We start from the raw sequence: 26,413 nt of genomic DNA on the forward strand, positions 1-26,413 counted from the left end.
CGGACGTGGGTCTCGGTGGGTATCTACGGCCAATACACGGCCACGTTCAGAGGCGCCGCATCGCTTCCTCGATCTGGCGCTTGGCTCGATCCTCTTCTCCGACGAGACACTTCGCGTAGATCTTCTTCAGGACCGAGACGCTGTGCCCCGCCCACTGGGCCACGAGAGTCTCCGAGACGCCCGCGTTGAGCCATGTGGACACGCACGTGTGCCGTAGGTCGTAGGGGCGCCTCGCGAGCGGTGCGCGGGTTTCGACGTCGCTTAGGGCTTGCTCCCTGGCCCAGGTCCACGCACGGCGGTATGTGATGGTCGCCAGAGGACCACCACGGACCCCTGTGAAGAGGCGCCCCTCGGGGTCGGTCCCGAATTGCTCCAGGTGCTCCCAGAAGAGCTGGGTCAACTCCGGGGAACAGGGGACCGGTCGCATCTCGCCCTCAGCCCTCTGCTTCGGCCCCCGCCGCGTATCGCGGCTGGTGCCGTTGTCGGTGAACTCGGGACGTGCGTCGGGGGTGACCTCCTCCACGTAGATCTCACCCCAGTCGTAGACCGGGTCGCCGGCGGAGTCGAGCCGCGGGGCGGGGAGCGACAGATTGTGCTTGCGCAGGTTCACGGCTTCCTCGGGACGGAGGGCCGCGTAGTACATCGCTCCGAAGAAAGCGATCAGTCGAGGACCGGACTTCATCCCCTGTCGTCGCTCGGTCTCCTCGTAGCCGTACTCCCGCACTTTCGCGAGCAGGTTCCTGGCCTGCTCAGGGTTGACCACGCACCGCCGGTCCACCTGGTGGACTGAGCGAGAAGACGTGACTTCCAGGTCACCGATCGGGTTTTGTTCGAGCAACCCCTCACTCACTGCGTGGGCGAACGCAGCCCTGAGGATGCCGTGGTTGCGTCGTTGGGAGCCGACGACGAGTTTGTTGCCCTCCAGGTCCCGTGTGACCGCCCGGACGGCGGCGTTCGCCACCTTCGGGTCGGACAATTCCCCGACCGATCGAGTGTGCCGGGAGGCCCAACGCAGAGCTTCCTCGATTTCCCGGGGCCGGTCTGATGCCCTGTAAGTCTTACTGAAGGCCCACCGACGAAGCGCGGCTCGGAGCAGCTCGGCTTCCGGCATGCCCCGGTCGGTCGTGAACAGAGCGGTCGTGGCCATCATCAGGGCGAACGCGATGTTGCCCCGGTGCTTGGCCGAGATGTCCGGCCACTTGTGATCGACGTAGGAGACGGCGAAGTCGTACCAGGACGTCTCGGGTCGCTCCTCGCGGAGCATACTCACGGGCAGACCGCGGGAGAGACTGAAGGCTTCACCGCGGCTCTGAGCTTGAACCAGCTGAGAGCGGAAGGCATCCGCCTGTGCACGCTTCTTGAACGGCTCCTTGAACTCCTCCGTGTCGACTTTCCACCGCACCCGGTACGTGGTCCCCCGGGCACCCTTGTAGGTGGTCACCTTCCAGACACCGACCTTGTAGCTCAGGTCTTCGGTTTCGATCATCAAGCGGTTTCCTCGGCAGTGGCCATGAACTTCTCGTACTCGCTCCGGCGGATACGCAGGCTCCCGTTCGGGAGCTTCGCGCACTTGGGAGCACGCCCCTTCTTGCGCCAGTCGTAGAAGGTGTCGCGACTGATCAGCAGCTCCTCGCAGAACTCGTCTACCGTCAGCCACCCGCGGCCACGCTGTGCCGGGATCTTGGGGGTCTTGATGCTCATTCGGGACTGACCTCCAGGTAGACGCGGACGTGGCCCGGGTTCTTATGGCTCGGGTAGGGGCAGGACGGTTTGGCGGCCGGCACCGCCGTGGTGATGGCGTCCACGACGTGGTCGACGACCTCGGGTGGGCCGATCACGCGGACCTTGGCCAGATCCAGACGGGGTTTGCGGGTGTCGGTCATGCTGGTGGTGCCTCTCCTTCGTTGGTTGGGGCACGGCCCCGGGGGTTTGCTGGCAGGCGTCCCCGGGGCCGCTCGTGTCAGGTGCGGTGGCGATGAGCGCAGAGGGTGCACACGCTCGGGTGCGTGGTGCTCTCGAAGCGTCGGAACTGCTTGCCGCATGCGGTGCAGGTACCGGTCTCGGTCGGCGGGGTCTCGTCACCAGAGAGTGCGGAGAAGTCAGCCTCCGGACCCTCCGCAGGCTCCAGGGCCTCGTGTGAGCTGGGTTTCTGCGCGGTGGCTGGTGCGGAGCCTGCGGGGACTGTGCCGCCAGCCTCCGCAGGGTCGGATGTGACTCGGTGGGCAAAAAAAAGATCGTCCTGCCCGGTCACGACGTCCTCCGTCGCCGGTGGCGTGTGCGGAGGCTCGGGGCCGGTGGGCAGGGCGGTGAAGGTGTAGAGCTGCCTGCGGTGCCGGTCGTGGGAGCGGCCGGCCTTGTCGTAGGTGATGCCGATGTCGCGCAACACGGGCGCGTCGCGCTTGAGTTGGCCGGAGGCCCGGGTGGCGTCGATGGGCCAGGAACGGGGCCGCGTCTCGGGGGCGGGGATCAGCTCGAGCAGTTCGCTGATGGAGCCGGTCCATCTGCCCTTCTCGTCGACGAAGTCGGCCACCGCGCTCGTGAACGGTTTGGCGTCCAGCAGGTCTCCAGCGCCGACCTGGGAGGCGGCCCGGTAGGTGTCCAGGGTCTGCCATCCCATGACGGTGTCCAGGGCCCCGAGGATGCGTGCGAAGTCGGCCATGCGCGGGAGTTCGGCCAGGTGGGTGCGGGGTAGTTCGGCCAGCACCTTGCAGAGCAGGTCCAGCAGAGCGGCCCGGATGTTCGGTGCGGAGCGGGTGAAGGCGGCCTTGACCTCGCTGTCGGTTCTGCGCTGGTCGCCCTTGAGGGGCAGGAACTCTGCGGTCAGCATCCGCTCGGACAGGTCCGAGGCCAGGGATCCGGTGTCGATGCTGGTGAGCGCGATCAACCGACGGAAGCTCAGCACCGAGACGTCGTCGTCGGAGTACAGGGCCCGGTCCACCATGCCGTCGCCGGTGACGGCCTTGCACAGGGTGTCGGACAGCCACGGCGGGATGACCGAGACGTTGTCCAGGCACACTGCCCAGGATGCGGAGGCGACGGTGGCCCAGGTCTTGATGTCCTTGGGCAGTGAACGCAGCGGTGCTGGGCTCGGGTCGACCAGGTTGATCAGCATGGCAAGCGCCGTGGACTTGCCGGTGCCCTGTTCGCCCTTGGCAGCCAGGATGGGGTGAGGGATGTCGGGCATCATCCCGGCCACCAGCCACCCCACGATCAGCCGGAAGTGGTCCTCATCGACGTTGAGCATGTCGCGCAGGGCGGCCAGGCCCTGGTCGGTGTGGCCGGGTTCTCCGGGGTCGGGCATCGGGCTGGTGAGCTTGGTGCGGCGGAACAGCACCGGCGAGTGGTCGGTGATGTGCCACCCGTCGGGTTCTGCGACCACGCACCGTCCTTCCGGGATGCCCAGGTCGATGACGATCTGTTCGCCGGTTTCGGTGCGGTGATTGGCCAGCCGCAGGTGGATGTCCTGCGGGGGTTGGTTCATAGCTCGTCCCTCCAGGACGGAGATGGCATCGGTGAGTGCGCTCTGGCTGGGCACGGAGTGGTGCTCGGCGTAGTACTGCTGGGCCAGTTGGACACGGAGGCCGTCTTTGCGCAGGAGGGGGAACGCGACCCGGGGCCCGCCGCGGCGCACGGCGTAGGTGCGCCCGTCGCCGCCGGCGACCACGTCGACCCGGCGGTTGGCCATCTCGATCAGGAGGGTGGCCTGCGAGGGTTTCTTCTCGTCGCTGTTCCCGCTCATTTAGGCGGTCCTTCCAAGTCGTGTCGTCGGGGTCCGGGTGCGGCGGGGCTCGCGCAGGCCCTTGTTCAGGCCGGAGCGGATGGTGGCCTCGATCTCGCCGGGGCTGTTCGCCTCTCCGGCGGCGTTGGCCTCCAGAGCGGCACCGTGCAGGGCGGTGGCGATCCAGTCGGGGTTGAGCAGGCCTTGGCGGGCGAACTGTCCGAGGCTGGCGGCGGCGATGTAGAGGTTCTCGTTGCGGGTGCCGGGCTGAGCCTGGCAAACCTTGGCTAGCTCGCCGGTGACCGCGGCCCGCACGTAGGCGGTGCGGCGGCGGTCGTTGGTGGTGATCGCCGACAGCACATCCGCTTCGCCCGTCGTAGGCGGGGTCTGTGCGGCGGTGGGCCTCTCCGGGGAATCTGGCCTGCGGAGCAGGCGCGTTATCCATCCCGGCAACGGAGCAGCGGACTGGCGCGTGAAGGCCTGGTAGCTGCCGTTGCCGTCCGGTGCGGTGACAGGGCAGCCGGGTCCGACCACGTAGCCGCCATGGGAGCGGGTGTCGATCAGCCAGCCGAGGAAGCCCGTGGTGTTGCCCAGCCGGGCCCCTTCGGGGTGGGTGAAGTACAGGTGCAGGCCGCCCTTCCTCGTGCGGACGGTGAAGGTGTCCAGGGGCAGCGGCTCACCTGCTCGTTCGGCGAGGGTGGCCAAGACGTCGGTTCCGTCGGTGATGCCGGGCCGTTGCCAACGTTCGGGCGCCTCCTGGTCGGGTTTGGGGGTGTCGAGGTCGACCACGACCAGACCGGCGGGACCGGTGGCGATGCCGTAGTTGGCCTCGGGCCACTGGCGCCACCAGGAGCGGATGCGGTCGGGGTCGGTGGTGGCGACCTGTTCCCAGTTCCGCACCAGGGGCGGCATCTTGGAGCGCGGGGTCAGGGGGAAGACGGGCCAGCCACGGCGTGCGGCGGCTAGGGCATAGTCGACGGGTGCGAAGGCCATAGGGCTCCATGTGCGTGAGGTGGTCGGCAGGAACAAGGGGCGGGCGTGCCAGCTTGTGACACGCCCGCCCACTCGGGTCGAGCTGCTGAGCTAGTGGTTGTTGTGCGGGTAGGAGCCCTGGATGTCGGAGGGGTCGTAGTGGGCCCCGCAGACCGGGCACTGGACGATGACCCCGGCCGGGTACAGGGCCCGGTCGATCAGCAGGGACAGGAGAGAGCGAGGGGTGACGCGTCGCATAGGATGTGGTCCTCTCTGTGGAGAGAGACGGCCCCACCCCCGCTTGCAGGCACTGGGTGGGGCCGTCGTTGTGTATGGATGGACCAGGCGGTCCCCCCGCCCGCCCCGCAGAGGTGCGGAGCAGGCAGAGCCACCACCCGGGTAATTACCGAGAGTGTGGTTCAGTCGGTGGACTCGGGTGGTGAACCAGTGCACTGCGGTTCACCACCCGAGTCCACCGCTGTGAATAGCACTTGAACTGCGAAAACGCGGGTTCGTTCACTGGTTCACCACCCACGGCGGGTTCAATGAACTTCCCCGCGTTTTCGCTGGTGACTGTGGGTGAGGGGGGTGGGTGTCGGTTGGGGTGAACCGAGTGAACTCCCCACCCCCGCTGGTCACTCACAGTGCCTGCCAGGCCGAGCCCCGGCCCCCGATCTGCTGGATCCGTCCCGCACCCGCCAGCTGCTTGAGGGCGTTGTGCACCATCGTTTTGGAGTAGCCGGTCTCATCGATCAGCTGTGGCAGGGTGCGCGGGCCCTGAGCGGTGAGCACGCCCATGACCGCGCCCTGGGCGCCGATCCAGTCATCGGCGCCGGCGCCCTTGGCACCGGCTTCCTCGTCCTGTTCAACCTCGGGCCCGGGCGAGCTGGAGGCGCGCCCGGATCGGCGTGACCAGGTCGGCTGCGGCTGCAGGTCCAGGACCTTGTTCTCGTCGGACAGGTCCCAGACCGCGACCGGGTCGGGACCGCGCTCGCCGTCGCGGATCAGCGCCAGACCGGCCCGCTCCAGCTCGTGGGGCAACCAACCCCCTCCGCCGGAGTCCTCTCCGAGCACGGTGCGCCCTTCCCCGGCGGTGGCGGTGCGCAGGCACACCAGCGCCCCGCTCATCTGTCCGGCGATGACGGTGTCGATGCCGGGGGCCTTACCGGACTTGGTGGGCTTCTGGGTGCACCACCACAGGTGCATCTCGGCTTCGCCACCCATCCGTGCCAGGGAGCGAAGATCCTCCATGATCGGGGTGTCATCCTCGTCCATGGCCAGGACCTCGGCACCCTCGTCGACGACCACGACCAGGCGGGGGTGTGCGGGGCTGGGACTCCAGGCCTGACCGGTCCGGGAGATCTCGCGGTAGCGCTCCTCCATTTCCTGCTTGAGCTCGTTCGCCAGGGCGCTGATCTCGCCCGGGGTGCAGGCGGTACGGGCCACATGCCGCCACCGGGCCGCCTCGACCTGTTTGGCGTCGATGAGCACCAGGTGGGCGTTGGGGTCGGCGGCGACCTTGGCCATGAGCACACGCAGCAGCACGGTCTTGCCCGACCGGGAGGCCCCGGCGATGAGCATGCGGTGGTAGACCTGCAGGTCCACCTCCTGGCCGGTGGACACGTCCACCCCGATACCACTGCGGCCCGGGTACCAGGTCATGTCCCGCTCGGGCGTGCGTGTACGGATGCGCACCACGGCCTGGTCGCCGCGCTCTCCGGCCACCACGTTCAGGGCGGTGCCGGCGGCCACCCCCAGCAGTGCCCGCACCGCGGAGGTCTTCTTGATCAGGTCGGCGGGGGTCAGACGGCCTGAGCAGGTCAGCACCACCTGCAGGCCGGTCTCATTCAGGGTCGGGTCCCCCGCAGCGGTGCCGTCCAGGCCCCGCCGGGGGGCTGCCTCCCGCCACTGGGCCAGCCGGGCCAGGATCTGGTTCTCCTCCTCAGTGGCGCCCACGGCCGTAGCAGCCACGGCCGCACCGGTGGCGGCCTCGGCCAGAGCGTGGGCCCGCTGCTCGACGGGCGTGGGCTGCCTCTCGGTGACGGTGGTGGTGGTCTCGGCACGGGCCATGGCCCGCCCCTGCAGCGCGAGCCAGCCCCAGGCAGCGGGCCAGGCCAAAAGCCCGGCCCAGACCCCGCCCGTAGCCAACAGGACCGGGCCCACCACGACCGCGGCCGGCACCACGCACCGGCCCGCCAGGCGGGCGGTGCGCGCCCGCAGCACCCGGGCGTCGACCTCCAGGGTGGAGATCTCGCGCTTGCGCATCCGCGCCAGGCGCTTGTTGGCCCGGGCGGTGTCCTCGGGCTTGACCGAGCGGCGCACGGCCTTCTCGGCCTCGGCGGTCTTGCTCTCCAGCTCCTCCTGGGCCGCATCCAGCATCTGCTCGCGTACCTGGGGGTCCATGACGTAGTCCATGGCCACCTCCCACCGCCGTGACCAGGCCAGCAGGGCGTAAGTGTGGGCCGCTTCCAGGCTCGCCTTGAGACGGTCGGTGAGCTGGGCTGTGCTCGCTTGGGCCGGAGTCAGGGAGGTGTCGGTCTCGGTGGGGGCCAACACCCGTCCCAGCGCGGGAGCAGGATCCTCGGTGCCGGTCTCGTCTGCCTGCGCACGCTCAGTTTCCTCCTGCGGGGGCCACACCAGACCTACGGCAGTACCGTCTTCTGCTGTGCAGGGCTCATCGGGCACGGCCGCCAGGTGGCGGCGCTGGGCGGGCATCTGGGTCTCAAACATCGCGGTGTTCCTCCAGGAACGAGTGAGGGGCCGCCTCCTCGGGCGGCCCCGCAAAAACAACAGGTCAGGGGATAGGCGGCCTCAGGTGCCCAGAGCACCGCCGACGATCCCGGAGACGAACTGGGCGCCCCCGCTGTGCAGCCCGTCGATCAGGCCGGGAATCGCCCCGGACCCGGCCCCGTGCGCGGCGATGGGGGTGATGACCAGCGCCACGATGGCCCAGGCGTTGTAATGGTGGTTCTTGGCCAAGTCCATAATCGTGATCGCGAAACCTGCGATGCAGACCACGGCCCAGACCACCGAGGAGTGCAGTGGGTCACCGAGCATGCCGCCGACCATGTCCGAGACCGAAGCGATCAAGGAGTCATTGAGCCAGCCCAGCGCGGTCTCCGAGGCCGGGCTGCGGTAGAAGAGCATGCTGCCGCCAAAAGCGATGATCAGTGCGAGCAGGCCGCTCTTTTTGAATTTCTGCCGGTTGATCCACCAGGCTGCAGTGAACATGCAGGCGGCCAAAAAGGCGTCCATCTGGTGAGCTCCTTCCAGATCGGGCCGGAGCCGACGGGCGGCTCCGGCCAGAGGGTTGTGCAGGTAGCGGTCAGTGCTTGGCGTTCTGGGTCAGGTAGATCACCGCGCCCACGCTGGCCAGCGCGAGCGCGGCAACGGGGTAGACCACCGCGTTGCCGGCACCGAACAGCACGGCCACGGTCAGGCAGAGGGTGGCGACCGCGGTCACCACCATCAGGGGCTTCTTGGCGGGGTGACGGGTTGTCGAGGCCATCAGGGCATCTCCTTCGTCTGGGGACGGGCCAACCGGAGAGCGGCCCAGGTCAAAACGGTGGACAGGGCGGCCAAAGCCAGGCAGACGGTGGCGGTGGCGAGGGTCAGCACGCTCACGCGCCCACCCCCTGATCCCGGTCGGACCGAGCAAGAGCCGCCTCGGCACGGTCGGCGCGCGCCTGATGCGCAGCCAGGGCGCCTTCCAGGCGCGCCACGCGCTCGCGTTCGGCGGCCAGGGCCTGTTCGGCCTCGTGGTGGGCGGAGGCTGAGGCTTGCCGAGCCCGGTCGTAGTAGTCGATGACGGTGTCGCACTCGCGGTGCAGCACCTGCTGGGCCCATTCGGTGATGGCGGCCATTACTTCACCTCCACGGGAGTGGCTGTGCGGTGGCCGGCCCCGACTGGGGCGATCAGCAGCACGGCCACGCCGATGCTGGTGGCCAGTACCCAGACCGGGATGTCGGGGTAGGCCGCGATCCCCGCGATGAGCAGGGCAGCGGCGACAGTCAGCAGAACGATTTCGATGGCAGCGCGGAACAAGGTGTGTCTCCTTCTCAGCGGGGGCGCATCCGCCGGAGCGGACAGTGGCGCTCCGAGCAACGGCAGGACAGCTTCGGGCCGGTGCCGAATCATGTGCCGCCCCTGGTGTCGAGTTCCTTACGGATGCGGCGGACGGTGGACTCACCGAGCCCGAGAGCGTCGGCGATTTCGGTTGCCGTGGCGTCGGGGTGCTCGTACAGGAAGTTGGCCACCCTCTTGCGGTTCTGCAGACCCTCCAGGCGTCGGCGTTCCTGGGCGGTCAGCGGGCCCGGTTCGGCTTTGTGTGAGCGGTGCTGCTCCCACGGGCGCTCAGACGCTCCAACCTGCCCGCTCTCCGGTTGGGTGGGAGTCTCGTCCGGTCCGTGTGAGCGGTCGCTTCCGTGCGAGCGCTCGGACGGGCTCTCGTGTGAGCGCAGGAAGTCCGCCGCCTGGTCGGCCAGGGCGTCAGCGACCACGTCAAGGCCGTCGGCGGGCTCGGGATCGGACGTGGTGCTCGCACGGTCGGTGCCGGTGTGAGCGCCACGCTCGGATGGGCTCTCGGGCGGGGTGTCGGCCTGGTCGATCTTGGTGATCGACTGCTTGATCGCGTCCGAGGCCGAGGTGTTGATCAGGTAGGTCAGTCCGGCGAAGAGCGCCGATCCCACCGAGCACGCGGCGCCGACTGGCCCGGCCCCCAGGGAGGACCCGACGACCGAGACCAGCAGGGGCGCCACCATGAGCGTGAGGAACAGGCGGCTTGTGCTCTGGTCGATGACGGTGCCGGCACGGGCGAGGATGCCCCGCCAGACGATCACCGTCGTCGACAACCCTGTCAGTCCGATCTCTGCGAGGTAGCCGACCGGCTGGGGGCCGCCATGTTCGGCGACCAGGGCGGCCAACCCGACGGCGGATCCGATCGACAGGGCCAGGCTCGCAGCGAGGGTGACCCGGCCGAACCGGGTCTGGTGGCGGCTCATGGTCAGGATCGTGCGGGCCGGTGAGGTGGCCTGTCGGGCGGAGGAGATGACGCGGTCCACCTCCGCTTGGTCTTCCTCGCGGCGGTCGGCCTCTTCGGCTTCCCGGAGCTTGCGGCGGTGCTCCAGATCGAGTGTGGCTTGCAGCCGGTCCGCGGTGAGCTGGTCGTAGCGCTGTCGGGTGGCGGGGTTGAGTGCGGGGTCTTCCAGCAGCTTCTGGTCCGGGATGGAAGCCAGGGTCTTGGCGTCCTGCACGGTCTTTTGGATCTGGTCGGCGGTGACCGGAGCATCCTGGTCGAGGTGCTCCTGCTGGTGCTTCTTGCGCATGTGGGCGTTCCCTTCAGGTGTGCAGGGCCAGGGCGGCCAGGAGGAGGATGGAGGCCAGGGCGAGTGGGGCCAGGCCGAAGAGGGCGGCCGCGTTGAAGTGCTGCATCAGGGCCTCCCGACGATCAGGTCGGCGTGCGTGTGGATGTGGTGCACGGCCTCGGCCTCGTCGAGCACGACCAGGCGGCCGGGATCTTCGCGCAGGAGGCGGCCGGTGACCACGGGCTCGGTCCCGGTGGTGGTGCGGCGCGAGATGGTGATCGGGCGGCGGCCGGTGAGGATCTCGGTCAGGGTGCGAAAGCTCATCGGGCGATCCACCCCTCGATGACCTCGGGGGTCAGGGTCTGGTGGGCGATCTCGGTGAGCCGGTCGTCGAGGATGTCCTCGGCGGCGGCCAGGCGGGCCTGCTGTTCCTGGGCGGTCTCTTCCTCCAGTTCCACGGCGAACAGATCGTCGTGGTCGGTGATGCCGAGGGCATCCAGCGCGGCCGGGGACAGGGCGGTGAGGTCGTCGGCGGTTGCGTCCTGCTCGGCGGGCGCCACGATGGTGGGGTGCACCTGCTTTTCTCCAGTTCTGTTGGGTGTGCAAGAGCCCCGCCCGGGTCGCGACCGGGCGGGGCTCTCTTTGTGGTGGCACCGACGCTCGCGGTGCCGTGATGATGGGTGTGTGGTGGGTCATCGATGGTGGACCGTGTGGCCCCGACACCGCCCCGTGGGGCGGCACCGCCGTCACACAGATGGGGGCCGGTCGGGGTCGGCCAGGGTGACGGTGACCGTGTCGGTGTGCTGTGCGGCCCGCACGAGGGCGGTGGCGACCGCGGCTGTGTTGGTCGAGTCCAGCCCCAGAACTTCGGCCAGGGAGATCGGCTTGCCCGTCGCGAGGGACAGGGCGGTGTCGAGGATGGCCACCTCGGAGGTGGACGCGGTCAGGCCGCTGGTGCGGACCTCGGAGAGGCCCTCCCAGTCGATGACAGTGATCGGCCGGCCGCTGAGGTCGAGGACTCGCTCGATGTAAGGGGCGAAGTCCTTGCGCTCGAGCCAGACGCCGTGTCCGATGAGCAGCTCGACCGCGGCCACGTCGTCGCTGCGTCCGTCGGCCCAGTCGCGCAGTTCCTGGTGCAGGTGGGTGTTGGTCATGGGGGCGCCTCCGTGAGGTGTGTGATTGGTCAGCGGACGCGGTCGCGGCCGTTGGTGGTGCTGGTGCTGATCTCGGCGCGGGCGTGGCCGTTGCGAGCGATGTCGATGTCGCCGTTGGTGGTGCGGGCGCGGATGCGGTGGTCGCCGTAGGCGAGGACCCAGATGTCGCCGTTGGTGGAGGTGGCCCGCGAGCGGGGGGCCGACCCGGTGTCGATGTCGCCGTTGGTGGTGCTCACATCGATCAGCTCAGAGGCCGACCCGATGGCAACGTCACCGTTGGTGGCCTCGATCTCGACCTCGCGGGCGTGACCGATGTCGATCTCGGCGTTGGCGCTGCTCACCTTGACCGCTCCGTAGGTGCCGGGGGCCGTGACTGAGCCGTGGGCCAGGTCAGGCACCGTCAGGTCGGTTCCGGCAGGGACGCGAATGGTGCCCCGGACCGGCTTGCCAGCACCGGGGGAGGCCACCGTGTTGGTGACCCGGCTTCCGCCGACGACCAGATCGCCGGAGGAGATGGTGACCGAACCGCCGACGATGTTGCCCGCCACGATTCCGACGTTTCCGCTGCCGGAGACCATGGTGGGCTCAGGGGCCGGGATCGTGAGGGTCCACCGGGTGGCGGTGCGTTCGGCGCTAGACCCGGCGAGGATCTCCTCGGGCCCGGTCAGCTCGATGACTGCCTCAGTCAGGTTCTCTTCGGTCTCCACGGTCACCTCGAGGTTGGCGGCCCGGATCTCCAGGAGGTCGAGGTATTCGGTAGGGGTAGTGAAGGTCTTCATGTGGTGTGCCTTTCTGTGGGGCCGTGTGGTCCCGGCACCGCCCCGAAGGGCGGCACCGCCAGCACACGGACGGGCGGGACGGGTCAGTTCAGGTGGTCCAGAGCGGCGGCCAGGATCGGCCGGTGTGCGGCATAGAGGCCGCCCTCGTCTGCGAGGTCGGCGTCGAGCTGGTCGATGTCGGTGAAGGGCACCCAGCGGGCAGCGACGGCGTCGTCGGCGGCCGTGGCCGGCACGATGTCCGCCAGCTCGTACAGGGCGGCGGTGCTGGCCACCCAGGCGCAGTCGGTGTTGCGCCAGTCGGCTACGTAGCCGCGGCGCAGGATGGTGTCCGGGGCCCGGCTGGACAGATCGACCCCGGTTTCCTCGGCCAATTCACGGACCACGGCGGCCGGGGCGGTCTCGCCGGGGTCGACCATCCCGCCGGGCAGCGCCCACACGCCGATGTCGCCGCGCTGGATCAGCAGGAGGTGGCGCTGGGCTCCGACCCCGGCGACGACCACGGGGTCGGCGGCGGCGTTCTCGCCCCAGGAACCGAGGTTCCTGCCCCAGCGGCCAGTACGGCCGGTGGGGTTGAGCGGCCAACCCTGGGCGCTCACCTGGAAAGGCACCACCGCGTTCTGTCGGCGTTGGGCCCAGTCGGTGATCTGGTCGGGGGAGGCGGCGGTGTCAGTGATCCAGTTCTCGACCGTGCCGACCAGCGCCGGGAGGCGCAGCTCGGGAGGGGTGATGTCCACCGGCAGGTAGCCGGGCCAGGGAATGTTCCAGTTGCGCAGGTGGTCGGGGACGTCGGTGCCGGGGTGGTCGACCGGGGCGTAGTGGTCAGTGAGTGCGTGGTTCATTGCGGTCCTTCCGGTGGTGCTGGGCGGGGGTGAGGACCCGGGTGGTCCCTGCCTCCTCCCGGTCTCGTGGTGCGTGGTCGGGAGGGGACAGGCACCCCAGGGGTGCGGTCGAGCCGGCCATTCCGTACCGCCCTGGTGAAGGCGGTGCACCTGGCCAGGTGCCGTGGCCGGGCCCGTCGCCGTCCCTTGTCAGCTCGGGATGGGGTCGGGGCAAAGCACGCTGTTGAGTTCTCAAGAAGCCGGAATAGGCCGAGAGCGCCGAACGCTCTTGAAGAGGTCTACTCCTCAACTCCTCTTTAGGAGTTGAGTGAGACTATGGCCTGGAGGGGCTGAAGTTGTCAACACCTCTTGAGGAGTAGGGTCGGGGTGTGTCGAGAAAGGGGCAGGTGAGCGGCTGATGGCCACGGGAAAAAAGTTCGAGCGGATCGCCGACGACCTACGTGCACAGATCCGCACCGAGGAGCTGTCACCGGGGGAGAAGCTCCCATCGGAGACCAAGCTCGCGAAGGAGCATGCGACCAGCGTTCCCACCGTCCGACAGGCGCTTGCCCTGCTCCAGGCGGAGGGGATGATCGAGAAGGAGCACGGCCGGGGCAACTTCGTCCGCCGGCCCCGGCGCTTGGTCAGCCGCGCGAACGACCGTCACCAGTGGGAGAAGGACCGGGTCAGGTCCGAACTGGAGGAGCGCAGCTCCACCGGGGCCACTGAGCGCGACACGGGGTTGGATGTCGACGCGTTGGTGTTCAGCGCTAAGTACACGCGTGTGGAGGCCGACGCCGAACTCGCGGAAGCTCTCGGGGTCGGACAGGGGGCCGCGCTTCTGGAGCGCATCTACCGCACTCGCCACCAGGACGAACGGGCTCCGTTCAACCTGGTCCGCTCATACATGCCTGTCGAGCTGATCGAAGGAAACCCGGACCTGTTGGATGAGGCGAACGAGCCATGGCCGGGCGGGACCCAGAGTCAGCTCCACACCGTCGGCATCGAGCTCGACCGTGTCGTGGAGCGAGTGACCGCACGGCCGCCGACTGCCGAAGAGTCCGAGGAGTTGGATCTGAGCGCCGGCATCGCTGTGATGGTCATCGAGAAGAGCTCGATCGACACCCACGACCGTGTGGCCGACTGGTCCGAGGTGGTCTTGCCCGGTGACCGGACAGCGTCGGTATTCACCACGAAGCTGGAGCGGTGGTAACCATGAGTGCTGAGAACGTCATCACCGTCATGACCGCAGTTCATGCCCCGGGTGCGCACTTCCTGCCGGATGCCTATGAGTCGCTGTGGAAGCAGGAGCTTCCCGACGGTTGGGAGTGGCAGTGGGTCGTGCAGGAGGACGGCCAGACGGAAGAAGTGGAACCCCACGTCCCCGATGACCCCCGCATCTCCTTCGGACAGGGGCGCTCCGGACGTGCCGGCATGGCGCGCACCCTTGCGCTGCCCCGGGCCGAAGGTTCACTCGTGCGGGTGTTGGACGCCGACGACCAGCTCACCCCTGGTGCACTCGCACGGGACATCGAGGTTCTCACCCAGAACCCGCATGTTGGCTGGACGACGTCGAGGGTCCTCGACCTCCACCCGGACGGTGAGACGCGTGGGTTCGCGGGAGACCCCAAGGAGGGCGTCCTCGGCCAGGGCAGCGTTCTCCGCAGCTGGCAGGCCAACAACCATCGGTCCCCGGTCCATCCGGCCACCCTGTGCGTGCGCCGCGAACTTCTCCTGGCCCTCGGCGGGTGGATGGCCCTCCCCGCGTCCGAGGACACTGGTCTTCTCCTGGCTCTCGATGCGGTGAGCCAGGGTTGGTTCACCACGGAAGTCGGCCTGCTCTACCGGAAGTGGGAGGGTCAGGTCACGGCAGCAGCACCACACGTCGACGAGGCCGAACTCGCCGCTCGTGTAGCCATCGTGGAAGCCCGAGCACTTGCGCTGACCGACCTGGGATGGACTTCCTGAGGTAGGCCACCTGTGCCCCTGTCATTGAGCCCGAGGTTCGCCTCGGGCTCTACTGCTGTGCGGAGACTGACGCGGAGCCTGCGGATGCTGAGCGGAGACTGAGAAAACCACTCAGCCTCCGAACCGTTCTCGCAGTTCAAGAGTGGTTCTAGCGCCGTTGCGGAGTCTACGGAGGCTAGTTCTTCTAACTCTCTAAAAAGAGACCGGTACCAGGGGCAACCCCCAATGGCTAGCCATGGGGTTGAGCGCTCTCCGGGGACGCTCTACGTCCAATACACGGCCAAGTTCTGAGGCCACACGCCGCTTACCGAAGAATATGCAGGTCACCATGGGTGCCTCAGGTGCCGGTGTGGCCGCCTGAAAAGCGGAAGGTCGGCGGTTCGACCCCGTCCCCAGCCACAGTACGCAGACATGCGAAAAGGCTCCGACACCTGGGAAAACAGGTGCCGGGGCCTTTTTCTGCGTCGGGTCGGCGGGGCTCAGCTGCCCGCGTAGGGCCAGGTCCCGTCGATGACCGCCTCCGGGTCGCGGGCCCGGCGCAAGTAGGACTGGAACGAGGCCGCCTGCTCGGCCTTCCACCGGACCTGGGAGTCGTGCAGCTCGGCGGGGGAGAGCTCCCCGAGCTCCGGATGGCTCGCACCCAGGCGCCAGGCCAGCCTCCCGGCCGCCAGCGCGTCGGCGGCCGCACCGTGTGCATCGTCGGCCGCCAGCGGGATCCCGTGGTGGGCACACACGTCCGTGAGCTTGCGCCCGCCCTTGCGGAACGGGTCCGTCTGCTTGTCCAGCACCAACGGGTCCACGACGTGCAACGTGGCCAGCGGCGCGGCGTCGACACCGTGCCGGACGAGTTCGTGGTGCAGCATGCCCAGGTCGTAGGGGGCGTTGTAGACGACGAGCGGGAGTCCGTCCGCGGCGGTCTTCTCCAGGGCCGCACCGATCGCCGGGACCGCCTTCGGGGCCGGTACGCCCTCGGCCCGGACCCGTTCGTCGGTGAAGCCGTGGATGGCGCTCGCCTCGGGTGGAATCAGCACCCCCGGGTCGATGATCCACGTCAGGGGTTCCTTGGTGCCGCTCGCGGGATCGATGTGCCACAGCGCCGCGGTGACGATGCGGTCGCCGGTGACGTCCAGGCCGGTGGTCTCGACATCGAATGCGGCGAGGGGACGGGTGTACCAGGAAGCGCTCATCCGGTTCCTTCTCTCTCCTGTCCCGACCTGTGGGACCCGGCCGGGGACGACCGGGATCGGGAACTCGTTGGCACGGTACCGCGCGGTCCCGACGAACTCGGCCCTTTTCCGGGTCGAACCAGGCGTGCCGCACGGGCGTCTCCACCCGGTGGAGTACCTCTCTCCGCGGCCGGAGCCGTCCGGCGCCGTGTGCCGCTGTGTCCCGCACCTGCCCCCGGAGTGTCCATGAGCCACGAACGCGGTCCCGTAGACCCCCGCGACCTGCACGACCTGCGCCACCGGATCAACCGGATCGAGGCACGGCTGGCCCTGCGCCACGAGGTCGAGCTGGCCTCCCGCGCGGTGACGGCCGGCCTCTCCGCGGGTGCCGCGGTGCTGTTCATGTCGCTGTACCTCGTGTGGGAGTCCTCGGGAGAGGCCTCCCGGAACAGGTCGCCCCTCTCGGGTTGGGAGATGCTGTTCACCGGGACCGTCCCAGGGACGGCCTTCGCCGGGATCGGGGTGCTCGCGCTGTCGGCTCTGGCGGGCACCGCTCTCGTGGTGCAGCGGCAATGGGCCTTCCGTGCTGTCCTGGGCGCGGCTGCTGCGTTCCCGGTGCTGTGGCTGCTCGGATGGGCCATCGCCCACTCCGACACCGAAGGGGCTCTCGGCGCGGGGCCGGGCCCGTGGGGTGCGCTGGCGGGCGTGGCGCTGATCGCGGTGTCCGCGGCCCGGGCGGAGCGACTGTGGCGGGACTCCCCCAGAGGTTGGCAATGACGCCCGGGCAGCACGGCCGTCATGGGCGGACTGTGCAGTACACCACGGCAGGCGGGGGGTTCCTCCGGTAGTGTCCGATGCCGTGAAGTACGCGACCACCGCCGACGGCACCCGGATCCGGTACGACGTCCTCGGGGAGGGCGAACCCCTGCTCCTGTTCAACGGGCAGGCCCTCGACCTCGAGATGTGGGACGGCGTGCGGGAGGAGCTCGCACGCGCCCACCGGGTGGTCCGGATGGATTTCCGCGGTACCGGCGGCAGCGACGTCCCGCTCGAGGACCCCTACACACTGGAGCTGTTCGCACACGACGCCCTCGCGGTCCTGGACGACCTCGGCATCACACGCGCCCACGTCTACGGTTTCTCGATGGGCGGCAAGGTCGCGCAGGCGCTCGCGCACGCCGCGCCCGAGCGTGTGGGCTCCCTCGTCCTGGGAGCGACCGCGCCCGGCGGGGAGAACGAGGTCCCGCGTGCGCACTCCTCCACGGTCGCGTTGCGCAAGGCCGCCACCGACGAGGGGCGCGACCTCATCGCGGAGCTCTTCTACACACCGGAGTGGGCGTCCGGGAACCCCGACCAGGTGACACGCATCCTGCCGCGCGGGCCGCTGCGCGCGCTGCGGCTGCACTTCGCCGCCAGCACCGACCACGACGGATGGGACCTGCTCCCGCACATCTGGTCGCCCACGCTGGTGGTCCACGGTGAGGACGACCAGCTCACCCCCGTCGGCAACGCCGAACTACTGGCCACCCGGGTCCCCGGGGCCGAACTACTGGTGCTGCCCGGGCTGCGGCACGGTTACCTGCACGAGGGGCACCCGAAGGCGACCGAGGCCGTGCTCGACTTCCTCGCCCGCTATCCGCTCCCGGCGTGAAACACCCCCGCTGTGCTGGGCGCCCGGCACACGAGCGGGCCTGCCCGGCGCCTGCGGGGCGTCAGGTCACAGCTCGGTGGGCAGCTCCGCGCGCAGCTTCTCCAGCTGCCGGCGGTCCCGTTTGGTCGGCCGTCCCGCACCCCGGTCGCGCTTGAGCACGGGGCCGCGCGCCTCGGGTCCGGGCTGGACCGGGCTGCGGTCCACGTAGCACCGCACCGCGATGGGTGCTCCCACACGTTTGACGATGATGTGGCTCACATCCACGAGCCGGGTGGTGCCGTGCAGCCGTACCCGGATCTCGTCGCCGACCTTGACCCCCGTGGCCGGCTTGGCGGAGCGCCCGTTGATGCGCACATGCCCGCCACGGCAGGCCTGAGCGGCCTCGGAGCGGGTCTTGGTGAGGCGGACGGCCCACAACCAACGGTCGATCCGGGTGCTGTCGGGGCCGTTCGGCAGGGCCGGCCGGGAATCGCTCACGCCTGCGTCCTCCTCGTCTCTCGTGGCCTCTGCGTCCACTCTAGGGCCGGCATGGTTCGAAGTACTCCGAAGTCGGGTTAGAGTAGTAACCGCAGCAAGCGAGGTCCTGTGGAGCAGTTAGGAGTGCTCGCCACCCTGTCAAGGTGGAGGCCGCGGGTTCAAATCCCGTCAGGACCGCACAGTGGAGGCCCGGTGTCATCAACAGGCACCGGGCCTTCGGCTTGACTGGGGATCGGACGAGGGGACTGGTCGTGGCATACCGGTACGCCACCGAGCGGACCGACCATTCTGCTCTTGCGAGTGGGCAAGTGCTGCGCTCGGCGCCCGGGTTCCCGGGGTTCCCGGTCCGGCTCGCCAGTGAGCTCCTGCAACGCGCGCTCGCGCACACCACGGACCAGGGCCGGTCTCCGGTGCGGCTCTGGGACCCCTGTGGCGGCAGTGGTTATCTCGCGACCGTCCTGGGGTTACTGCACCGCGACCGCCTCTCCCACGTGCGGGTGTCCGACGTCGACGAGGAGGCCGTGGTGCTGGCCGCCCGCAACCTCGAACTCCTCACCGCCGACGGCCTCGCCGCGCGGGAGGAGGAACTGCGCCGCTCGGCGCGCGACTTCGGCCGGGTGGAGTACGTCGAACGCGCCGAGGCCGCACGTGAACTCGCGTGCGGCCTCATCTCGCAGGGCGGTGACCTGTCCCACGAGACCTTCACCGCCGACGTGTTCGGCCTGACCGACCCGGTCGACGCCGACGTGGTGGTCACCGACATCCCCTACGGCGAGATGACCACCTGGGGCGGCCGGGCCCCGGACACAGACCTTGTCGGCGCGATGCTGCGTTCCCTGGGAGGCGTCCTGCCCCGGCACGCGGTCGTCGTCATCACCGCCAAGACCCGCCGGATCGGGCTCCCCGAAGGTGTGCACGCCCTGGAGCGCGTCAAGGTCGGAACCCGCTCCGGGGCCCTCGTGCGTGCCCGCGACGTCGCCCCCTGAGCCACGCTGTGTCCGAACGGGGCCGTGCGGGCACGGCCCGAGCACGCTCGACCGGTTCTGCGACCTGTGACGATTTCTCCTGAATGCGGTGTGGAGTATGTGAATTCTGCTCCGCGCGAGGCATGTTCGGAACGGGACGCGTTCACGGAAGAACTTCGGTCGGTGTGCATCGGGCAACGCGTGAACGAACGGGGTGTATTCGCCATGGCGGCTCGGGGCGAGGACGCAGGTGCCACCGGAGCACTCCCGTGTGTGGGAGACCGCTCCGCCCGGTCGGAACCCCCGGTAGGGGAACCCTCCCCGGGGCGCACGGGACCGCGCGTTCCCCGTACGCCGCCACGTTCCTCCGGGACCTGTACGGGTGCACGCGCTCTCCGCACGCGGCCGCCGTCCGGACGCGCACTGTGTGCTGTTCGGGAGGGGCCGCCGCCACGTTTTCTCCGAGTACGGCGCCCTCCGGGCCGTCCCGCCACGGGCGGCAGGCCTGGGCGCCCCGCCGCGAGGTCTGCGAGGCCCTCTTCCCACGGGGTAGAGGAAGGACGTCGACGACAGCGGTGCCGGGACGGCCCCGAGCACCGCATGAGGGGGTTGCACGTGAGTACCACCACCGACTCCGGAGGACGGCCCGGTTGGCTCGGCGCGGGCCGCGCCGCCCGTAGCGCCCATCGCAGGGCGGTCACCCGCCAAGCCGCCTCGGTCCTGCTCGGTTACCCCGACGAGGTGTTCTTCGAACGGTTGCCGCTGGCCGCCCGTGCCGCCGCCGAACTGCCGAGTGGGAACGTACGCACCGCGCTCATGGAGTTCTGCGAACACGCCTCCAGCACACCCGAGTCCGAACTGTGCCGGCACTACGCCGAGGTGTTCGACATCCACCGCCGCCATGCCCTGCGGATGACCTACTACACCGACGGCCACGGCCCCGCCCTGAGCGACGTCAGGAGCGCCTACACCGATGCGGGCTGGCAGGTCCCCACGCGCGAGCTGCCCGACCACCTCGCGGTGCTCCTCGAGTTCTCCGCCCGCGGTGGGTCCGAGGCCGGGCACGACTTGTTGCTGCGGTTCCGTCCCGGCCTGGAACTGCTCGGCGCGGCCCTGCGGGAGCACGGCACCCCGTACGCGCGTGTCCTGGACGCGGTCTCCCTGACCCTGCCGTCCCCGGGGGAGCAGCCGGCCGGAGGGGCCGTCCGGCACATGGACGCGCAGGGCCCGAACGATGGGGAGGGCGCCCCGGAGGGCAACGGCGAGTGCACACCGCAACGCGTGGCCGAGGCGGCCGAGGGGCGCGTCCCGGCGCCGCGCGAGCCCCAGCCGGAACGTCGGGAGGACCTCGACGGGGACCGGCGCTGAACCGCCCGTGCACGTCCCCGTGCTCTCAGTCCCGAGCGCCCCGGGAGATGCGGGGCATCGAGGTGACCGGGGCCCCTTGGGGGCCCGGGGCCGAGCGGGGATACTGGTGGCAGTCCGCAAGCGGTGGTGTCCAGGGACTGCACCGCGCACACCAGTGACTGGGAGAATCATGGATCTGAAGGTCGAGGACGCGCCCGAGCGGTCGAGGTACGAGGTCAGCGTGGACGGGAAGGCGGTGGGCTTCTCCGCCTACCACCTGCTCGAGGACGGGGTCCTTGCTCTGCCGCACGTGGAGGTCGATCCCGCCTTCGAGGGGCAGGGGGTGGCTTCCGCGCTCATGCGCGAGTCCCTGGACGACGTTCGGCGGCAGGGTCTGAAGGTCGTGCCCATCTGCCCGTTCGCGCAGGCCTTCGTGGAACGGAACCCCGACTACCGCGATCTCGTGCACCAGGGGTGAGGCGGTTCCGGACCAGGCGGAACACCGTCGGCACCCGGTTCGCCACGCTTGGTCGTCGCAGGTGGGATGGTCGATAACGGTCCGGACGCGGGCGGCACACAGGACGGGGTAGGTTCCCGCGGACAGCGTGTTTTGTGTCTCTTCGCGGGTAAGGGCCAGCGATTGTCCACCCGAACCGAGGAGCGCCACACGTGCTACTGGCAGAGGAAGCCACCGGTGTCGATCGTCTGACCGACGCCATCGGTGTTTTCAACAACGACTATTTCTGGCTGTGGCTGATCATCCCCTTGTTGGCGATCGTCAGCCTCTACATCACCATCCGCACGGGCGGTGTGCAGTTCCGGATGATCCCGGAGATGTTCCGGGTCATCAGGAGTAAACCGGAGATCGCACCGGACGGTAAGAAGGCCGTCTCTTCCTTGCAGGCTTTCATGATCTCGGCGGCCGCGCGGATCGGCACCGGAAACATCATCGGTGTTTCCATCGCGATCTCCTTGGGCGGCCCGGGCGCGGTCTTCTGGATGTGGGTCATGGCGCTCGTGGTCTGCGGCGCCAGCTTCGTGGAGTCCACGCTGGCCCAGCTCTACAAGGTCCGTGACCCGGCCGGTTACCGCGGCGGTCCGGCCTACTACATCGAGAAGGGGCTCGGACAGCGCTGGCTGGCCGTGGTCTTCGCGGTGGTGCTCATCCTCACCTTCCCGATGGTCTTCAACGCGGTGCAGAGCAACACCATCAGCGGTGCCCTGGCCAACTCCGGTGACCAGATCGGGATGCAGGCCAGCGACAGCATGCTGTTCGCCGGGGTCGTCGGCGCGGGGATCGTGGTCCTGACGGCTCTGGTCATCTTCGGTGGTGTGCGGCGCATCGCCAACACCGCCCAGGCGCTCATCCCGTTCTTCGCGGGCCTGTACGTCGTCATCGGGCTGATTCTGATGGCGGTGAACTGGCGCGAGGTCCCGGGCATGTTCACGACCATCGTCGAGCACGCCTTCGGGGTCCGGGAGTTCGCCGGTGCCGCGCTCGGTGTCGTCATCATCCAGGGCGTGCGCCGCGGTATGTTCTCCAACGAGGCCGGTCTGGGGTCGGCGCCCAACGCCGCCGCGAGCGCCTCGGTCACGCACCCCGCCAAGCAGGGCCTCGTGCAGACCCTGGGCGTCTACCTCGACACCCTCGTCATCTGCTCGATCACGGCCTTCATCATCCTGCTCGGGCAGCAGGAGATCAACGGTGAGCTGCAGAGCGACCTGACCCAGTTCGCGCTCACCGCTCAGCTGGGCCCGTGGGCGCTGCACCTGATGACGGTCATCATCCTCCTGGTGGCCTTCACCTCGGTGCTCGGCAACTACTACTACGGCGAGTCCAACATCGAGTACCTGTCCTCGAACGAGCGGGTGCTGTTCGTGTACAAGTGTGTGTTCCTCGTGGCGACCTTCCTCGGCTCCCTCGGTGAGATCTCCCTGATCTGGACCCTGGCCGACACCACGATGGGCATGATGGCGATGGTCAACCTCATCGCGATCGCACCGCTGACGGTGATCGCCTGCCGCCTGCTCAAGGACTACAACGACCAGCGGCGCCAGGGGCTCGATCCCGTCTTCACCCGTGACCGTCTGCCCGATGTACGCGGTATCGAGTGCTGGGAGCCCAAGGCACCGAGCCAGAGCGCGCAGGAGCGGCCGACGAGCTGATCCTCCGCGGCGCCTCGCGTGCAGGCGGGGCCGGTTCCCGACCCGAGTGGTCAGGGGCCGGCCCCGCTTCTGTTGCGGGGGGCCTCCCTGGGCGGCTCGGGGCCCAGAAACGAAAAAGTTCAACAGAAGGTCATCTTTGGGGCATCTGTGTTCTTTCGGTCACGGCGGATCAACGCTAGTGTTCTGGATCACAGTTGTGGCGGCCAGTCGTGCGTCTCGGTGAGGGAGTCAGATGTCCATCGTCTCGATCGAGCCCGCCACCGCCGAGCGGTGGCAGGACCTGGAGAACCTGTTCGGACCGACCGGAGCCTACGGTCACTGCTGGTGCACGTTCTTCCGTAGGAGGGCCAAGGACCACACGGCGAGCACCACCTGCGACCGGTCGATGCGCGGGGTGGACAACAAGGCGGAACTGCGCCGGGTGACCCTGGAGGGCCGCGTCCCCGGGCTGCTCGCCTACGACGAGGACGGCCCCTGCGGGTGGGTCTCGGTGGCCCCGCGCGAGGACTACGTCCGCCTGTCGCGTTCGCGTTCCCTGCGTCCGGCCGACCCCGACGAACCCGGTGTGTGGTCGCTGGTGTGCTTCTGGCTGCCGCCCCGGCGCCGGCGCCGGGGCGTGGGCAGCCGTCTGCTGGACGGGGCCATCGAGTACGCCCGCGCCGAGGGTGCACGGGTCCTGGAGGCCTACCCCGTCGACACCGCGGGAGGGCGCGCACCCAGTGCCGAGGTCTACACGGGGACGGTGGAGATGTTCCGCCGAGCCGGTTTCGGCCTGGCCCAGCACCACACGAGTGAACGCACGGTGGCCCGGCTGAATCTCAAGGAGGGATGACAGGCTCCCTCACGGAACGGGGGGAGGGTATCCCCGCGGGGCCGTGGGTCGCGGAGGCGGCCCACGGCCCCGTTCGTGTGTCGGGTGGGGTGCGCGGACGGGTCGCGCATGGGGGCTCTGTGCGGGGATTTTTACCCCCCTGGGGTAGCCTGACGTGGTCTTCGGCGTTCGGAGGATGCCCATGACGCTTGACTTCTGTATACCCTACGGGGGTATAGTTCACGTGTTGGGGAAACCTTCCGCACACCACACAGGAGGCGACATGGCCACCACGACCACCGCTGTCTACACCGTCGACGGGATGAGCTGCGGCCACTGCGTCAACGCCGTCACCGAAGAGGTCACCGAGGTCTCCGGGGTGACCGACGTCGCCGTCGACCTCGAGGGCAAGAAGGTCACGGTCACCAGTGAGGGCACCGTCGACGACGCCGCCGTGCGCGCCGCCATCGACGAGGCCGGGTACGAGGTCAGGGGCTGACATGGGGGTGACCACGAAGCTCGGGCTCTACGCCCTGGGGCTCGTGGCCGTGTTCGGCGCGATGTTCGGGGTCGGCTCCCTGGTCGGCCCCGTGCTCCCGGGGAGCGCCCCGGAGCACTCGGTGGAACAGCTCCAGGACAGTACGGCCGACACCGGCGGAAACGGTGGCAGAGAGGAAACACGATGAGTACCCGGCCAGTGCAGGACACCCCCGCGTCCGTCGAACTCGACGTCGGTGGCATGACCTGTGCTGCCTGCGCCAACCGTGTCGAGAAGCGCCTGAACAAGATGGACGGGGTCACCGCCACCGTCAACTTCGCGACCGAGAAGGCCCGCGTCTCCATCGAGGACGGGGCCGCCGCCGTCGACGACCTCGTCGCCCAGATCGAGAAGGCCGGCTACACAGCTGCCCCGCCCGCTCCCGCACCCGAGGACGCACCGGCCGGGACCGTGGCCGACGATCCCGTACGCGCGCTGCGGACCCGCGCGGTCGTGTCCCTGCTGCTCGCGGCCCCCGTCATCGTCATGTCCATGGTCCCCGCGCTGCAGTTCACCCACTGGCAGTGGGCCTCGCTCACCCTCACCGCACCCGTGGTGGTCTGGGGAGCCCTGCCCTTCCACGTCTCGGCATGGAAGAACCTGAAGCTGGGCACCGCGACCATGGACACGCTCGTCTCCCTGGGCGTGAGCGCCGCGTTCCTGTGGTCGCTCTACGCGCTCTTCCTCGGCACGGCCGGGCAGCCGGGGACGACCCACCCCTTCGAACTCACCATCACCCGCACCGACGGGGCCGCCAACATCTACCTGGAGGTGGCTGCCGGGGTCACCGCCTTCATCCTCCTCGGCAAGTTCTTCGAAGCACGGTCCAAACGGCAGGCCGGTGCGGCCTTGCGTTCCCTCATGGAGCTCGGCGCGAAGGAGGTCGCCGTACTGCGCGGAGGACGCGAGGTCTCCGTCCCCGTCGGTGAGCTCGCCGTCGACGACCGGTTCGTGGTCCGGCCCGGGGAGAAGATCGCCACCGACGGCACCGTCGAGGAGGGCAGCTCCGCCGTCGACATGAGCATGCTCACCGGCGAATCGGCGCCCGTGGAGGTCGAACCCGGCAGTGCCGTGGTCGGGGCGACCGTCAACGCCGGCGGCCGCCTGGTCGTACGTACCACCAGAGTGGGTTCGGACACCCAGCTCTCCCGGATGGCGCGTCTGGTCGAGGACGCCCAGAACGGCAAGGCCGCCGTGCAACGCCTGGCCGACCGCATCTCCGGGGTCTTCGTGCCCGTGGCCATCATGGTCGCCGTTGCCACGCTCGGCTTCTGGCTGGGGACCGGCGACCCCGTCACGGCCGCCTTCACAGCCGCCGTCGCCGTACTCATCATCGCCTGCCCGTGCGCGCTGGGCCTGGCCACCCCGATGGCGCTCATGATCGGGACCGGACGCGGGGCGCAGCTCGGCATCCTCATCAAGGGCCCCGAGGTGTTGGAGAACACCCGGCGCGTGGACACCGTCGTCCTGGACAAGACCGGGACCGTCACCACCGGGAAGATGGCTCTGGACGGGGTACTCACGGCCGAGGGCACCGACGAGGAGGAGCTGTTGCGCCTGGCCGGCGCCCTGGAGAACGCTTCCGAACACCCCATCGCCCGCGCCATCGCCTCCGGCGCCCTCGTACGGGTCGGTGACCTCCCCGCATCCGAGGACTTCGCCAACATCGAAGGCCTCGGGGTGCAGGGGACCGTGGACGGACACGCCGTCCTCGTCGGACGCCGCGCGCTCCTGGAGGAGTGGTCGCAGCCGCTGCCGCCCGACCTCGAGTCCGCGATGGCCGAGGCCGAAGGCAAGGGACGGACCGCCGTCGCCGTCGGCTGGGACGGCCGGGCCCGCGGGGTGCTCGTGGTCGCCGACGCGGTCAAGCCGACCAGCGCCGAGGCCGTACGCCGCTTCCGTGATCTGGGCCTGACGCCGATCCTGCTCACCGGCGACAACCGGACGGTCGCACGCACCGTCGCCGAGGAGGTCGGGATCGAAGAGGTCATCGCCGAGGTCCTGCCCGAGGACAAGGTCGACGTGGTCCGGCGCCTGCAGGACGGTGGGCGCGCCGTGGCGATGGTCGGTGACGGGGTCAACGACGCCGCCGCCCTGGCCCAGGCGGACCTGGGGCTGTCCATGGGTACCGGCACGGACGTGGCGATCGAGGCCGGCGACCTGACCCTGGTGCGCGGGGACCTGCGCACAGCCGCGGACGCCGTGCGGCTCTCCCGCCGGACACTGTCCACGATCAAGGGGAACCTGTTCTGGGCCTTCGCCTACAACGCATCGGCGGTCCCGCTCGCCGCCGCCGGGCTGCTCAACCCGATGCTCGCCGGCGCGGCGATGGCGCTCTCGAGCGTGTTCGTGGTGACCAACAGCCAGCGCCTGCGCCGGTTCCGTCCGTTGGAGGAAACCGGCCGGACACCGTGATCCTGCCGGGGCGCTCGCGACCGGAAGGCCGTGGACTTGCAAGAACGCGGAGAGCGCGAGACCCCACGGTGACGGAAAGGGGACGGGGCGCTAGGGTGAGCGCGGACCACATCCCGCCCGGCGACGGACGGACCCGCGACCCGACCCTGCCCCACCCCCCACCC

Annotated in this window: 31 protein-coding genes and 2 tRNA genes; 14 read left to right on the forward strand and 19 right to left on the reverse strand. The window is 69.3% G+C overall.

Features of this window, described 5'->3' with window-relative positions; all coding sequences use genetic code 11:
• Window positions 1-46 precede the first annotated feature (46 nt).
• The 17 genes from D456_RS0116000 to D456_RS0116090 all read right to left on the reverse strand — a co-directional run bounded on the left by D456_RS0116000 (window position 47) and on the right by D456_RS0116090 (window position 12,766).
• Complete coding sequence (locus D456_RS0116000; RefSeq protein ID WP_017577193.1) at window positions 47-1,486, reverse strand: tyrosine-type recombinase/integrase; 1,440 nt, start codon at window positions 1,484-1,486, stop codon at window positions 47-49.
• Window positions 1,486-1,701, reverse strand: coding sequence for a helix-turn-helix transcriptional regulator (locus D456_RS0116005; protein ID WP_017577194.1), 216 nt, complete (start codon window positions 1,699-1,701; stop codon window positions 1,486-1,488). Before D456_RS0116005 ends, D456_RS0116000 begins: the two co-directional genes overlap by 1 nt.
• Window positions 1,698-1,883: a hypothetical protein gene (locus D456_RS0116010; RefSeq protein WP_017577195.1), complete on the reverse strand. Its 186-nt coding sequence runs from the start codon at window positions 1,881-1,883 to the stop codon at window positions 1,698-1,700. Before D456_RS0116010 ends, D456_RS0116005 begins: the two co-directional genes overlap by 4 nt.
• Before the next feature lie 77 nt (window positions 1,884-1,960).
• Window positions 1,961-3,739, reverse strand: coding sequence for a hypothetical protein (locus D456_RS0116015; protein WP_017577196.1), 1,779 nt, complete (start codon window positions 3,737-3,739; stop codon window positions 1,961-1,963).
• A complete protein-coding gene (locus D456_RS0116020) occupies window positions 3,740-4,711 on the reverse strand; it encodes a bifunctional DNA primase/polymerase (RefSeq protein ID WP_017577197.1) in 972 nt (323 codons plus the stop codon).
• Between the two features lie 90 nt (window positions 4,712-4,801).
• Window positions 4,802-4,948 carry a hypothetical protein gene (locus D456_RS26885; RefSeq protein ID WP_017577198.1) on the reverse strand — a complete coding sequence of 49 codons (147 nt, stop codon included), beginning with the start codon at window positions 4,946-4,948 and terminating at the stop codon, window positions 4,802-4,804.
• 381 nt (window positions 4,949-5,329) lie between these two features.
• A complete protein-coding gene (locus tag D456_RS0116030) occupies window positions 5,330-7,420 on the reverse strand; it encodes an FtsK/SpoIIIE domain-containing protein (RefSeq protein ID WP_017577199.1) in 2,091 nt (696 codons plus the stop codon).
• Window positions 7,421-7,501: 81 nt separating this feature from the next.
• Window positions 7,502-7,945: a hypothetical protein gene (locus tag D456_RS0116035; RefSeq protein WP_017577200.1), complete on the reverse strand. Its 444-nt coding sequence runs from the start codon at window positions 7,943-7,945 to the stop codon at window positions 7,502-7,504.
• Between the two features lie 70 nt (window positions 7,946-8,015).
• Entirely contained in the window at window positions 8,016-8,198 is a 183-nt protein-coding gene (locus tag D456_RS0116040; protein WP_017577201.1) for a hypothetical protein, read from the reverse strand.
• A 112-nt stretch (window positions 8,199-8,310) separates the two neighbouring features.
• A complete protein-coding gene (locus D456_RS0116050; protein WP_017577203.1) occupies window positions 8,311-8,553 on the reverse strand; it encodes a hypothetical protein in 243 nt (80 codons plus the stop codon).
• Window positions 8,553-8,735 (reverse strand): hypothetical protein, encoded by a 183-nt coding sequence (locus tag D456_RS0116055; RefSeq protein WP_017577204.1) that lies wholly within the window; start codon window positions 8,733-8,735, stop codon window positions 8,553-8,555. Before D456_RS0116055 ends, D456_RS0116050 begins: the two co-directional genes overlap by 1 nt.
• A gap of 89 nt (window positions 8,736-8,824) precedes the next feature.
• Window positions 8,825-10,015 carry a hypothetical protein gene (locus D456_RS0116060; RefSeq protein ID WP_017577205.1) on the reverse strand — a complete coding sequence of 397 codons (1,191 nt, stop codon included), beginning with the start codon at window positions 10,013-10,015 and terminating at the stop codon, window positions 8,825-8,827.
• Between the two features lie 105 nt (window positions 10,016-10,120).
• Entirely contained in the window at window positions 10,121-10,318 is a 198-nt protein-coding gene (locus tag D456_RS0116070; RefSeq protein WP_017577207.1) for a hypothetical protein, read from the reverse strand.
• Window positions 10,315-10,569 carry a hypothetical protein gene (locus tag D456_RS0116075; protein ID WP_017577208.1) on the reverse strand — a complete coding sequence of 85 codons (255 nt, stop codon included), beginning with the start codon at window positions 10,567-10,569 and terminating at the stop codon, window positions 10,315-10,317. Before D456_RS0116075 ends, D456_RS0116070 begins: the two co-directional genes overlap by 4 nt.
• A 171-nt stretch (window positions 10,570-10,740) precedes the next feature.
• Window positions 10,741-11,148 (reverse strand): hypothetical protein, encoded by a 408-nt coding sequence (locus D456_RS24320; RefSeq protein WP_017577209.1) that lies wholly within the window; start codon window positions 11,146-11,148, stop codon window positions 10,741-10,743.
• A gap of 29 nt (window positions 11,149-11,177) precedes the next feature.
• The gene (locus D456_RS0116085; protein ID WP_017577210.1) at window positions 11,178-11,927 is read right to left on the reverse strand and encodes a DUF4097 family beta strand repeat-containing protein; all 750 of its coding nucleotides are present in this window, start codon (window positions 11,925-11,927) and stop codon (window positions 11,178-11,180) included.
• Window positions 11,928-12,010: 83 nt separating this feature from the next.
• Window positions 12,011-12,766 carry an NUDIX domain-containing protein gene (locus D456_RS0116090; RefSeq protein ID WP_017577211.1) on the reverse strand — a complete coding sequence of 252 codons (756 nt, stop codon included), beginning with the start codon at window positions 12,764-12,766 and terminating at the stop codon, window positions 12,011-12,013.
• A gap of 397 nt (window positions 12,767-13,163) precedes the next feature.
• Here D456_RS0116090 and D456_RS0116095 point away from each other — a divergent pair, with 397 nt between their 5' ends.
• The 3 genes from D456_RS0116095 (at window position 13,164) to D456_RS0116105 (ending at window position 15,112) form a co-directional block, all read left to right on the forward strand.
• Complete coding sequence (locus D456_RS0116095; protein WP_017577212.1) at window positions 13,164-13,958, forward strand: GntR family transcriptional regulator; 795 nt, start codon at window positions 13,164-13,166, stop codon at window positions 13,956-13,958.
• Window positions 13,959-13,960: 2 nt separating this feature from the next.
• On the forward strand, window positions 13,961-14,713 hold the full coding sequence (locus tag D456_RS0116100; protein WP_017577213.1) for a glycosyltransferase family 2 protein: 753 nt from the start codon (window positions 13,961-13,963) through the stop codon (window positions 14,711-14,713).
• 329 nt (window positions 14,714-15,042) lie between these two features.
• Window positions 15,043-15,112, forward strand: a tRNA-Phe gene (locus tag D456_RS0116105).
• Window positions 15,113-15,192: 80 nt separating this feature from the next.
• Here D456_RS0116105 and D456_RS0116110 read toward each other — a convergent pair.
• Window positions 15,193-15,900 carry an exonuclease domain-containing protein gene (locus D456_RS0116110; protein ID WP_017577214.1) on the reverse strand — a complete coding sequence of 236 codons (708 nt, stop codon included), beginning with the start codon at window positions 15,898-15,900 and terminating at the stop codon, window positions 15,193-15,195.
• A gap of 225 nt (window positions 15,901-16,125) precedes the next feature.
• Between D456_RS0116110 and D456_RS0116115 the strand changes: the two genes are divergently transcribed.
• Together D456_RS0116115 and D456_RS0116120 are read left to right on the forward strand one after the other, a co-directional pair.
• Window positions 16,126-16,656: a hypothetical protein gene (locus D456_RS0116115; RefSeq protein ID WP_017577215.1), complete on the forward strand. Its 531-nt coding sequence runs from the start codon at window positions 16,126-16,128 to the stop codon at window positions 16,654-16,656.
• An 82-nt stretch (window positions 16,657-16,738) separates the two neighbouring features.
• Complete coding sequence (locus D456_RS0116120) at window positions 16,739-17,530, forward strand: alpha/beta fold hydrolase (RefSeq protein WP_017577216.1); 792 nt, start codon at window positions 16,739-16,741, stop codon at window positions 17,528-17,530.
• 66 nt (window positions 17,531-17,596) lie between these two features.
• On the opposite strand, the gene D456_RS0116125 is transcribed toward D456_RS0116120, so the two are convergent.
• Window positions 17,597-18,007 (reverse strand): RNA-binding S4 domain-containing protein, encoded by a 411-nt coding sequence (locus D456_RS0116125; protein WP_017577217.1) that lies wholly within the window; start codon window positions 18,005-18,007, stop codon window positions 17,597-17,599.
• 102 nt (window positions 18,008-18,109) lie between these two features.
• Here D456_RS0116125 and D456_RS0116130 point away from each other — a divergent pair.
• The 9 genes from D456_RS0116130 to D456_RS0116170 all read left to right on the forward strand — a co-directional run bounded on the left by D456_RS0116130 (window position 18,110) and on the right by D456_RS0116170 (window position 26,249).
• Window positions 18,110-18,184, forward strand: a tRNA-Asp gene (locus D456_RS0116130).
• Window positions 18,185-18,258: 74 nt separating this feature from the next.
• The gene (locus tag D456_RS0116135) at window positions 18,259-18,993 is read left to right on the forward strand and encodes an rRNA methyltransferase (RefSeq protein ID WP_026115935.1); all 735 of its coding nucleotides are present in this window, start codon (window positions 18,259-18,261) and stop codon (window positions 18,991-18,993) included.
• Window positions 18,994-19,587: 594 nt separating this feature from the next.
• Window positions 19,588-20,340, forward strand: a complete 753-nt coding sequence (gene narJ, locus D456_RS0116140; protein WP_017577219.1) for a nitrate reductase molybdenum cofactor assembly chaperone — start codon at window positions 19,588-19,590, stop codon at window positions 20,338-20,340.
• A 169-nt stretch (window positions 20,341-20,509) separates the two neighbouring features.
• The gene (locus D456_RS0116145) at window positions 20,510-20,797 is read left to right on the forward strand and encodes a GNAT family N-acetyltransferase (protein WP_017577220.1); all 288 of its coding nucleotides are present in this window, start codon (window positions 20,510-20,512) and stop codon (window positions 20,795-20,797) included.
• A gap of 191 nt (window positions 20,798-20,988) precedes the next feature.
• Window positions 20,989-22,485: an alanine/glycine:cation symporter family protein gene (locus tag D456_RS0116150; RefSeq protein WP_017577221.1), complete on the forward strand. Its 1,497-nt coding sequence runs from the start codon at window positions 20,989-20,991 to the stop codon at window positions 22,483-22,485.
• 232 nt (window positions 22,486-22,717) lie between these two features.
• Window positions 22,718-23,317 carry a GNAT family N-acetyltransferase gene (locus tag D456_RS0116155; protein WP_017577222.1) on the forward strand — a complete coding sequence of 200 codons (600 nt, stop codon included), beginning with the start codon at window positions 22,718-22,720 and terminating at the stop codon, window positions 23,315-23,317.
• Between the two features lie 262 nt (window positions 23,318-23,579).
• The gene (locus D456_RS0116160; protein ID WP_017577223.1) at window positions 23,580-23,795 is read left to right on the forward strand and encodes a heavy-metal-associated domain-containing protein; all 216 of its coding nucleotides are present in this window, start codon (window positions 23,580-23,582) and stop codon (window positions 23,793-23,795) included.
• Window position 23,796: 1 nt separating this feature from the next.
• Window positions 23,797-23,982: a hypothetical protein gene (locus D456_RS0116165; RefSeq protein ID WP_017577224.1), complete on the forward strand. Its 186-nt coding sequence runs from the start codon at window positions 23,797-23,799 to the stop codon at window positions 23,980-23,982.
• Window positions 23,979-26,249 (forward strand): heavy metal translocating P-type ATPase, encoded by a 2,271-nt coding sequence (locus D456_RS0116170; RefSeq protein WP_026115936.1) that lies wholly within the window; start codon window positions 23,979-23,981, stop codon window positions 26,247-26,249. The genes D456_RS0116165 and D456_RS0116170 overlap by 4 nt, the downstream gene beginning before the upstream one ends.
• The last annotated feature ends 164 nt before the right edge of the window (window positions 26,250-26,413 follow it).

The organism is Nocardiopsis kunsanensis DSM 44524 (genome assembly GCF_000340965.1).
Taxonomy (GTDB): domain Bacteria; phylum Actinomycetota; class Actinomycetes; order Streptosporangiales; family Streptosporangiaceae; genus Nocardiopsis; species Nocardiopsis kunsanensis.

What these genes read in the sequence shown, in the direction of transcription:
- D456_RS0116000 (WP_017577193.1), bottom strand. Translation starts at nt 1,486, where the DNA reads ATGATCGAAACCGAAGACCTGAGCTACAAGGTCGGTGTCTGGAAGGTG.
- D456_RS0116005 (WP_017577194.1), bottom strand. Translation starts at nt 1,701, where the DNA reads ATGAGCATCAAGACCCCCAAGATCCCGGCACAGCGTGGCCGCGGGTGG.
- D456_RS0116010 (WP_017577195.1), bottom strand. Translation starts at nt 1,883, where the DNA reads ATGACCGACACCCGCAAACCCCGTCTGGATCTGGCCAAGGTCCGCGTG.
- D456_RS0116015 (WP_017577196.1), bottom strand. Translation starts at nt 3,739, where the DNA reads ATGAGCGGGAACAGCGACGAGAAGAAACCCTCGCAGGCCACCCTCCTG.
- D456_RS0116020 (WP_017577197.1), bottom strand. Translation starts at nt 4,711, where the DNA reads ATGGCCTTCGCACCCGTCGACTATGCCCTAGCCGCCGCACGCCGTGGC.
- D456_RS26885 (WP_017577198.1), bottom strand. Translation starts at nt 4,948, where the DNA reads ATGCGACGCGTCACCCCTCGCTCTCTCCTGTCCCTGCTGATCGACCGG.
- D456_RS0116030 (WP_017577199.1), bottom strand. Translation starts at nt 7,420, where the DNA reads ATGTTTGAGACCCAGATGCCCGCCCAGCGCCGCCACCTGGCGGCCGTG.
- D456_RS0116035 (WP_017577200.1), bottom strand. Translation starts at nt 7,945, where the DNA reads ATGGACGCCTTTTTGGCCGCCTGCATGTTCACTGCAGCCTGGTGGATC.
- D456_RS0116040 (WP_017577201.1), bottom strand. Translation starts at nt 8,198, where the DNA reads ATGGCCTCGACAACCCGTCACCCCGCCAAGAAGCCCCTGATGGTGGTG.
- D456_RS0116050 (WP_017577203.1), bottom strand. Translation starts at nt 8,553, where the DNA reads ATGGCCGCCATCACCGAATGGGCCCAGCAGGTGCTGCACCGCGAGTGC.
- D456_RS0116060 (WP_017577205.1), bottom strand. Translation starts at nt 10,015, where the DNA reads ATGCGCAAGAAGCACCAGCAGGAGCACCTCGACCAGGATGCTCCGGTC.
- D456_RS0116070 (WP_017577207.1), bottom strand. Translation starts at nt 10,318, where the DNA reads ATGAGCTTTCGCACCCTGACCGAGATCCTCACCGGCCGCCGCCCGATC.
- D456_RS24320 (WP_017577209.1), bottom strand. Translation starts at nt 11,148, where the DNA reads ATGACCAACACCCACCTGCACCAGGAACTGCGCGACTGGGCCGACGGA.
- D456_RS0116085 (WP_017577210.1), bottom strand. Translation starts at nt 11,927, where the DNA reads ATGAAGACCTTCACTACCCCTACCGAATACCTCGACCTCCTGGAGATC.
- D456_RS0116090 (WP_017577211.1), bottom strand. Translation starts at nt 12,766, where the DNA reads ATGAACCACGCACTCACTGACCACTACGCCCCGGTCGACCACCCCGGC.
- D456_RS0116095 (WP_017577212.1), top strand. Translation starts at nt 13,164, where the DNA reads ATGGCCACGGGAAAAAAGTTCGAGCGGATCGCCGACGACCTACGTGCA.
- D456_RS0116100 (WP_017577213.1), top strand. Translation starts at nt 13,961, where the DNA reads ATGAGTGCTGAGAACGTCATCACCGTCATGACCGCAGTTCATGCCCCG.
- D456_RS0116110 (WP_017577214.1), bottom strand. Translation starts at nt 15,900, where the DNA reads ATGAGCGCTTCCTGGTACACCCGTCCCCTCGCCGCATTCGATGTCGAG.
- D456_RS0116115 (WP_017577215.1), top strand. Translation starts at nt 16,126, where the DNA reads ATGAGCCACGAACGCGGTCCCGTAGACCCCCGCGACCTGCACGACCTG.
- D456_RS0116145 (WP_017577220.1), top strand. Translation starts at nt 20,510, where the DNA reads ATGGATCTGAAGGTCGAGGACGCGCCCGAGCGGTCGAGGTACGAGGTC.
- D456_RS0116155 (WP_017577222.1), top strand. Translation starts at nt 22,718, where the DNA reads ATGTCCATCGTCTCGATCGAGCCCGCCACCGCCGAGCGGTGGCAGGAC.
- D456_RS0116160 (WP_017577223.1), top strand. Translation starts at nt 23,580, where the DNA reads ATGGCCACCACGACCACCGCTGTCTACACCGTCGACGGGATGAGCTGC.
- D456_RS0116165 (WP_017577224.1), top strand. Translation starts at nt 23,797, where the DNA reads ATGGGGGTGACCACGAAGCTCGGGCTCTACGCCCTGGGGCTCGTGGCC.
- D456_RS0116170 (WP_026115936.1), top strand. Translation starts at nt 23,979, where the DNA reads ATGAGTACCCGGCCAGTGCAGGACACCCCCGCGTCCGTCGAACTCGAC.